The 7,363-nt window shown below is 64.2% G+C and carries 9 protein-coding genes; 1 reads left to right on the top strand and 8 read right to left on the bottom strand.

The features are described from left to right. Positions 1–166 precede the first annotated feature (166 nt). Complete coding sequence (gene aroH / locus C4301_RS08885; protein ID WP_352414727.1) at positions 167–532, bottom strand: chorismate mutase; 366 nt, start codon at positions 530–532, stop codon at positions 167–169. Between the two features lie 63 nt (positions 533–595). Between aroH and C4301_RS08880 the strand changes: the two genes are divergently transcribed. After that, the gene (locus C4301_RS08880) at positions 596–1,249 is read left to right on the top strand and encodes a PIG-L deacetylase family protein (RefSeq protein ID WP_352414729.1); all 654 of its coding nucleotides are present in this window, start codon (positions 596–598) and stop codon (positions 1,247–1,249) included. Here C4301_RS08880 and C4301_RS08875 read toward each other — a convergent pair. The 7 genes from C4301_RS08875 to C4301_RS08845 form a co-directional block, all read right to left on the bottom strand. Beyond that, positions 1,137–2,459, bottom strand: a complete 1,323-nt coding sequence (locus C4301_RS08875) for a chloride channel protein (RefSeq protein ID WP_352414726.1) — start codon at positions 2,457–2,459, stop codon at positions 1,137–1,139. The genes C4301_RS08880 and C4301_RS08875 overlap by 113 nt on opposite strands. Then, entirely contained in the window at positions 2,459–3,565 is a 1,107-nt protein-coding gene (locus tag C4301_RS08870) for an amidohydrolase family protein (protein WP_352414725.1), read from the bottom strand. The genes C4301_RS08875 and C4301_RS08870 overlap by 1 nt, the downstream gene beginning before the upstream one ends. Beyond that, a complete protein-coding gene (locus C4301_RS08865; protein WP_352414728.1) occupies positions 3,546–4,280 on the bottom strand; it encodes a GNAT family N-acetyltransferase in 735 nt (244 codons plus the stop codon). The genes C4301_RS08870 and C4301_RS08865 overlap by 20 nt, the downstream gene beginning before the upstream one ends. A gap of 13 nt (positions 4,281–4,293) precedes the next feature. After that, complete coding sequence (gene menC / locus C4301_RS08860) at positions 4,294–5,412, bottom strand: o-succinylbenzoate synthase (RefSeq protein ID WP_352414724.1); 1,119 nt, start codon at positions 5,410–5,412, stop codon at positions 4,294–4,296. Continuing rightward, positions 5,403–6,671 carry a serine--tRNA ligase gene (serS, locus tag C4301_RS08855; RefSeq protein WP_352414723.1) on the bottom strand — a complete coding sequence of 423 codons (1,269 nt, stop codon included), beginning with the start codon at positions 6,669–6,671 and terminating at the stop codon, positions 5,403–5,405. Before serS ends, menC begins: the two co-directional genes overlap by 10 nt. Continuing rightward, a complete protein-coding gene (gene gatC, locus C4301_RS08850; RefSeq protein ID WP_352414722.1) occupies positions 6,672–6,941 on the bottom strand; it encodes an Asp-tRNA(Asn)/Glu-tRNA(Gln) amidotransferase subunit GatC in 270 nt (89 codons plus the stop codon). Positions 6,942–6,950: 9 nt separating this feature from the next. Beyond that, positions 6,951–7,363, bottom strand: a 413-nt coding sequence (locus C4301_RS08845) for a DUF554 family protein (RefSeq protein ID WP_352414721.1), incomplete at its 5' end; no start/stop codon positions are given.

The following is a 7,363-nucleotide window of genomic DNA, read 5'->3' as shown; positions in this document are numbered from 1 at the left end:
GAAACTCCGTGGGAACCCACTCCCCTCTCAGCCTAGCCAGGAGCGCTTAAGGCACCTTCGGGGCCCGGTTCAGCCTTGGTTGGGCATGGGGGGTTAGGCAAGGGCCTGGGTTTGCCTATGGTTCAAGAGGTCAGGGGTTAAGGCGTTTCCCCGGGTTCATGCCTTTTCATTGGGCGCTCTCCAAATCGGGTCGGAGCTTCACCGCTTCCTTTAGGTAAACGTGGCGCACCCGGTCCTGGGGAAGGTCCGTGTTCCACAGGGCTAGGATGCGGATAACCCTGGGAAGGCTTCCGGGTACGGGAATCTCCCGGGCGGAAAGAAGGGGAACCCGGTGGAGGCCGATCTGACGGGCGGCCTCTGCGGGGAAGGCGGAGGAAAGGTCCTCAGTAACGGTAAAGATCACCGCGGCCAGCTCCTCCGGCCGGATCCGGTTGAGCTCCAACATTTTTAAAAGCAGCTCCCGGGTGGCCGAGTGGATGGCTTCCGGTGTGTCTTCCTCCACGGTGATGGCCCCGCGTATGCCCCGCACCATATTAAGACCTTATCCTAAGGCCTTTTCTGAGGCGCATCAAGTAGACTTTAGGAGATGAACGTGATGGCCGTCTTTGCCCACCCGGATGACGAAATCGGAGCTGCAGGCACCCTGGCCCTCCATTCGGGGAAAGGAGACCGTGTCCTTCTCGTTTGGATGACCCGGGGGGAGTTGGCAAGCCAGTTTGGGGATCTTCCTCCAGAAGAGGTGGCCCGGGTGCGGGAAGGGCACGGGGCCCACGTGGCTGGGCTTCTTGGGGCTGAGCACCGCTTTCTTCCCTTCCAGGATAGCCTTCTCACCGGGGGCCGGGAGGAGGCCTTGGCCTTGGCCAGGCTTATGGCTGAGTTCCGTCCGGATGTGGTGGTCACCTGGGACCCCTGGGACCTCCATCCCGACCACCGGTCCACCTACTGGGCGGTGCTTTCTGCTTTGAAGCTCTGCCGTATCCCCAAGCTTGTGGGGGAGGCCCACCGCAGGCCCGTGCGGCTTTACCATTACCCCCGGGAGGATCTTTCCCGTCCCTGGATCTATGTGGACACCACCCCTACCCAGGAGGTGGCCGAGGCGGTTTTTGCCTTCTATCGGGAGTTCTATCGATGGCCGTTCAACCTCGAGGAGTTTCGGGCGCGGCGCCGCCTTCTTGGGCGGAAGGCGGGGGTGGGGTTTGCGGAGGCGTTTCAGACCGAGACGCCTCCGGCTTTTCCAGCTCTTCCTTGAGGAAGGTGTCCTCCGGGTGCTGGACAAGGGTGAGGGCGTAGCTTAAAAAGACGGCGGGGATGGCCAAGGGCAGGACGGTATACCCCCCCCACTCCCCGGCGAGCAAAAGGGCAGCAAAAGGGGCCCGGGCCACGCCCGCAAGCAGCGCAGCCATCCCTGCCAACGCGGTGGCCTCGGGGTAGGGGAAAAGGGGGGGGAAGAGCCGGGCAAGAAGGGCACCGAGGAGGCCTCCTAGGACCAAGGCCGGGGTGATGCTCCCGCCGTAAGCCCGCACCGCTGTGGCCAGGGCGACCAGAAAAAGGTGGGTGAGAAGAAGGAGGAAAAGGGCCTGGCGGGTCATGAGGGGGGTGAGACCCACCTGGACCCAGCCCAGGCCCTGGCCGAGGGCCTCCGGGACCAGGAAGAGCAAAGCGGCCACAACCAGTCCAAGAAGCCCATGCTTTAACGGAAAGGCGAGCCGTCTTAGGGGATGGAGAAGCTGGGCTGAAAAGAGCCATAGGCTTCCCAGCCCCGCTGCGGCAAGGCCCAAGAAAAGGCTTGCGGGTAGAGTGCTCCAGGAAAGCCTTCCCCCCGAGAGGGTAAGGAGGGGTTCGTAGCCGAAAAAGGCCCCGTAGATGGCGAACCCCGAAAGCGCTCCCACAAGGGCCGGGGCAAGGGCCTGGATCTCAAGGCGAAGCCCCTGGTACAGGACCTCCGTGGCCAGAAGGGCTCCTGCCGCTGGGGCGTGCAGCGCCGCCGCAAACCCCGCCGCCAGGCCTGCGAAGGCTAGTCCTTCTCCCCCCGCCTTGGGAAAGAGCCGCCCCAACACCCCCCCAACCGCGTAGCCTAAAAGGGCCATGGGTCCCTCCCGGCCTAAGGGGGAGTAGAGGGCAAGCTGGAGGAGGCCCCCCCCCACCTGGCGCAGACCCTCCCAGAAGGAAAGGATCCGGCCCCTCCGGACCAAGAGGATTGTGGCGGTTAGGCCGCGCCCTGTTCCCAGGAGGCTGGCCAGGGCGTAGCCTAGGGGGAGGAAAAGGGCGAGGAGAAAAGAGGATGGGCCAGTAAAAACCTGGAGAAGCCCCCCTTCCCCCGGCGCCTCTGGGGGAAGGTAGCCGAGAAGAAGGCCCACCCAGGTGCTCAGGGCCTTTAGGAGAAAGGCGAAGCCGCTGGCGAGAAGCCCCACCACTGCCCCGCTAAAGGCGGCGTACAGGATGAGGGGCCCGGTCTCCATCAGATGAAGTGTACCAAAGCCTTCCCGCTTCCCCGGGTAATCCGGGGGGTGGGGAGGCCTAAAGCCCGGTATCCGCCTCGAGCCAGGGCGCGGACGAGGAGCCGGGGGTCCAGCCTGTCCCAGAGGGCCAGGGCCTCGTTCTTCACATCCAGATCAGGGCTGCTGGCCAGTGAGTCCGTCCCTAGGCCGAACTCCAACCCATAGCGGGCGTAGAGCTCCAAGGGGGGCAGGCCCACTTCGAGGCCCTCATTGCTCCGGGGGCAGAGGACCAGCCGCGTCCCGGTTTCGGCCAGGAGGGCCACCTCTTCCTCGTCTACCTGGACACCGTGGACCAGGGTGGTCCCCGGTCCTAAAACCCCCAGGCGGTGGAGATGCCGGATAGGGGTCAGGCCCGGTGCCTCCCAGGTGAGCCCCATCCGGTCGAAAAATGCTCTAAAAAACCCGGTGCCCTTCAGGAAAAACTCCACCTCATCTGGGCTTTCCGCCGCGTGGATCATAAGGGGAATCCCTTCCGCTTTGGCGAAGGCGGCGAGCCGGGCTAGAAGAGGAGGGCTTACAGAGTAAGGGGCGTGGGGGGAGAGGCCCACCCTGACCTGCCCTTCTCGCCTTTTCCAACCGAGGATTTTCGCCTTGACCTGCGTGTAGACCTCCTCCGCCTCCCTGGGGTCAGGGCTAAAGACCTCGTAGTAGGCCACCCCGGGGAGGGGGCTTTCCGAAAGAAGGAAGTCCATCACCTCATCCTTGAAAACGATGTCCCCGAAGGCCCCTGCTCCGCTTTCAGCCAGCCGCCTGAGCCCTTCTTTGGCCCCTTCTATCCCCCGCCTTTCCCGGTGGGCCATCACATGGGGGATGAAGCCTTGGAAAGGACCCCGGTAGCGGGGAAGGAGGGAGAGGTCCAGGTGGGTGTGCGCGTTGGCTGGCGGGGGGAGGAGGGCTTTGCCCTTCCGAATCACCTCGGCCTCGGAAAAGCGGGCTTGGAGCTCTTCCAGGCTTCCCTGGGCCACCACGTGCGCCCCCTGGACCGCAACCCCCCCCTTGCGCATGGGGGTTCCGAAGCCGGTATAGACCACCTCGGCGGTCCAGATCTCAGTCTTTGGCCAGAACATACCGGTTTGGATGACGGAGGAAGTCCACCGCCCGGTACCCCTTCTGGAAGTAGTGGGGAAAGATGCGCCGGCTCTCCTGCCGCCACCTCAGGGCGAGCGCCTGTGCTTCTTTCAGGAGGCGGCCAAAGTCCTCGGGGATCTGGACGAGGAGCCTTGGAGCCTCGAAGGAGAGGTCCGCCTCTAGGGGCACCTCGTCCTCCACCCGGTTGACCTGGGGGAGGCCCTCCACGTTCGGGGGCCGGGGGGGGTCGTAAAAACGGGGGAAGACCTCGAGGAGATCCCACTCCGCCAAAAACCGGTCCGAGGGGGCCCCGGCGTTAATCCCCCCCATGGGGCCGTAGTGGTCCACGAGGTAGGTGCGGGCGGTGGCTCCGAGTTTGCGGAGGTTGAAGTTGGCGTTGACCCCCCTTAAGGGGTCAAAGGTCCAGACCACCTTCCGCACCCCCCGGGCCAGGCACCAGTCCCGCTGAAACCGTTTGAGGAGGAGGGCGGCCTCCGTGCCCCGGTAGGCCTCCAAAACCCCCAGCATGTGGGAGTGGTGGAGGGCTGGGTCCCGGGTAGGGAAGCCGAAGACAAAGCCCACCAGGTCCTCGCCGTCAAACGCCCCCGCCACCAGGCCTCCCTCATTCTGGATGGCGATGAGAAGCCCTCTGGGGACGAGGTCCCGGTCGTCCCGGCCCCAGATGGCCTTCTGAAGCTCCACCACCCGTTCCATCTCTTCCGGGCCCTTAAGCTCCCGCACCCGCACGGACGACCTCCCTTCGGATGGCCAGGCGCGCCACCAGGTCCTCCCTGAGGTGGACCCCGATTCCGGGACCTTTAGGCACCTTCATCAGGCCGTCCTTTGCCTCGAGGGCCTCCTCAATCAGATCCTCTTTCCAGTAGCGGCTGGCCGAGCTGGTGTCCCCGGGCTTGGTAAAGCCCGGGAGGGTGGCCAGATGGAGGTTGTGCGCCCGACCCACCCCCGCTTCCAGCATCCCCCCCATCCAGAGGGGCACGCCGAAGCTTTGAGCGATCGCGTGCACCTCGAGGCTCGGCCCATGCCCCCCAAGCCGGGCGGGTTTGAGGTTGAGGACCAAAGCCGCCCCCAGCTCCAGGGCTTTTCTGGCCCGTTCCGGGCTGGTGATGGACTCGTCCAGGCAGATGGGGGTCTTGAGGCGGGCCTGGAGCTTGGCGTGGTCCAGAAGGTCGTCGTAGCCCAGGGGTTGTTCCAGGTAATCCAGGCCCAGCTCATCTAGGCGGGCGAGGAGGGGTAGGTCAGAAAGGCGGTAGGCCGAGTTGGCGTCCGCGGTCAGGGTGGCCGCGGGGAAGGCCTCGCGGACCGCCTTCAGGACCTCGTAGTCCCATCCCGGCTTGATCTTAAGCTTGATGCGCCGGTACCCCCTTTCGAGGTGGCTCTCCACCAGGCGGAGCGTGGCGGGGATGCTTTCCTGGATTCCCAAAGAGACCCCCACCGCCACCTCCTTGCGCACCCCTCCCAGAAGCCGATAAAGGGGGAGGCTGGCCCCTTTGGCGAAGAGGTCGTAAAAGGCCATCTCTAAGACGGCCTTGGCCATTGGGTTACCCCGGAAAGGTGAAAGCTTTTTTCGGAGGTCTTCTGGGTTTTCCACCTCCTTTCCCAGCACTTGCGGAAGAAAAACCTCCTTAAGGAGGTACCAAGCCCCCTCCACCGTCTCTTCCCGGAAGAGGGGAAGCCGGTCCATCACCCCTTCCCCCAGGCCCAAGACCCCGTTCCCGTGAAGCTTCAAAAGAAGGATGGTCCGTTTCGTCTGCACCCCAAAGCTGGTTTCGAACCGGAACCTCAGGGGCATTTCCAAAAGGATGAGCTCCGCCTGCTCTATCCGCACGGCTCGAGAACCCCCTTGCCCATATAGGGCACCAAAGCCTCAGGGACGCGCACCTTTCCGTCTTTGAGCTGGTGGTTTTCCAAAAGCATCACCAGGATCCGCGGGGTGGCCAAGGCGGTGTTGTTCAGGGTGTAGGCGTAACGGATCCGGCCCTCCTCGTCCCGGTAGCGGAGGTTGGCGCGGCGGGCCTGCCAGTCTAGAAGGGCCGAGCAGGAATGGGTCTCCCGGTACCGGCCTTCCGAGGGAACCCAGGCCTCGAGATCCACCTGCCGCCACTTCCCGGGCCCCATGTCTCCGGTGGAGACCTCGACCACCCGGTAGGGGAGCTCCAGGGCCTGGAGGATTTCCTCAGAGTTTTGCAAAAGGAGGTCGAAGGCCCGGTCGCTTTCCTCCAGGGAGGCCTCTACAAGAGCGTACTGCTCCACCTTCATAAACTGGTGGACCCGCATCAGGCCCCGGACATCCTTCCCAAAACTGCCTGCTTCCGAACGAAAGGCGGGGGCGAACCCCGCATAGAGCCTGGGCAGGTCTTTTTTCTCCAGGATCTCCCCAGCGTGCAAGGCGTTCAAGACCACCTCCGCCGTGCCCGTAAGGTACAGGTCCGTCTCGGCGATGGCCCAGACCTGGTCCCGGCCTGCGGGGAAGTGGCCGGTGCCGAAAAATGCGAACGCTCGGGCGTAGGAGGGAAGGGTCATGGGGGTGAAGCCTTTTCTCACCATGAAGTCCAGGGCAAAGCGGAGAAGGGCCATTTCGTACAGGGCGAGATCCCCCTTCAGGGCATAGGAGCGGCTTCCCGAGACCTTGCTGATCCTGGGCTCCCACCAACCGTTTTTCTCCAAGAGGGCCACGTGGTCCAGGGGGGGAAAGGGAAACTCGGGCGGTCTTCCCACCCGCCTGACCTCCACGTTCGCCGAGTCGTCCGGACCCACTGGGGCACCGGGCCAGGGGAGCTGGGGCACCTTTAGAAGAAGCGCCTCCAGCTCCTCTTGCTTGGCCTTGAGCACTTCCTCGAGGGTCTTGATCCTCTCTCCTAGGGCCCGGCCCTCGGCGATCAGCCGCTCTCTTTCCGTAGGGGGCACCATGGGGACCTGCTTGGCGGTTTGATTCCGCTTTTCCTGCAGGGCCTGGAGTTCCTGCTTTAGCCGCAAGACCTCCTGGTCCAGCGCCAAAAGCGCATCCAGATCTAAGGAAAGGCCCTTTAAAGCGATGGCCTTCCGGACCTCCTCGGGGTGGGTGCGGATGTAGCGCAGGTCCAGCATCTACTCCTCCAAGACCTTGTCCACCTGGAAAAACCCCCCTTCCTTCATGGGCGCTGGGGAAAGGGCCTCCTCCTGGCTTAAAGAGGGGCAGGGGAGGTCCTCCCTAAGCCGCCCCTCCTGGAAAAGGGGGAGGTCATCGACCCGGGGCAGGGCATCCACAAACCCTAGGATGCGCCGCAGGTCCTCCAGAAGGAGGGCCTCCTCCTCCGGGGCAAGCTGGATGCGGGCCAGGGTCTCCAGTTTTTTCAAAAGCTCGGGCGTGATCTCCACGGGGCTATTTTACGAGAGCCGGGCGGCTAAAGCCCAAAGGAGGGGGGCCAGGAAAAGGGCGGGCAAGAAGGCGGCCACCCGGATCCTGGTAAGTCCGAGAAGGTTGATTCCTACCCCCAGGACCATGAGCCCACCCACCCCGGTCACCAGAAGGACCCGGGGGTCCTGGGCCGGGTTGGAAAGGGCCTGGGCCAGCGTCCCCGCCAAAAGGGCCACCCCGCCTTGGTACAGGAGGATCACCAGGGCGCTGAACCCCACCCCAACCCCGAACGAACTCGCTAAGGCAATGGAGGAGAGGCCGTCCAGGGTTGCCTTGAGGATGAGGAGGGAGGCGTCCCCCGTGAGGCCATTCTGGATGGATCCGAGGAGCGTCATAGGTCCTACGCAGAAAAGGAGGCTCGCCGCCACAAACCCCTCGGTAA

Origin of the sequence: Thermus sp. (assembly GCF_040290245.1) — a bacterium.
Lineage (GTDB): Bacteria > Deinococcota > Deinococci > Deinococcales > Thermaceae > Thermus_A.
The sequence above is the reverse complement of the archived record's forward strand: the minus strand, read 5'-3'. Positions and strand labels throughout refer to the sequence as shown.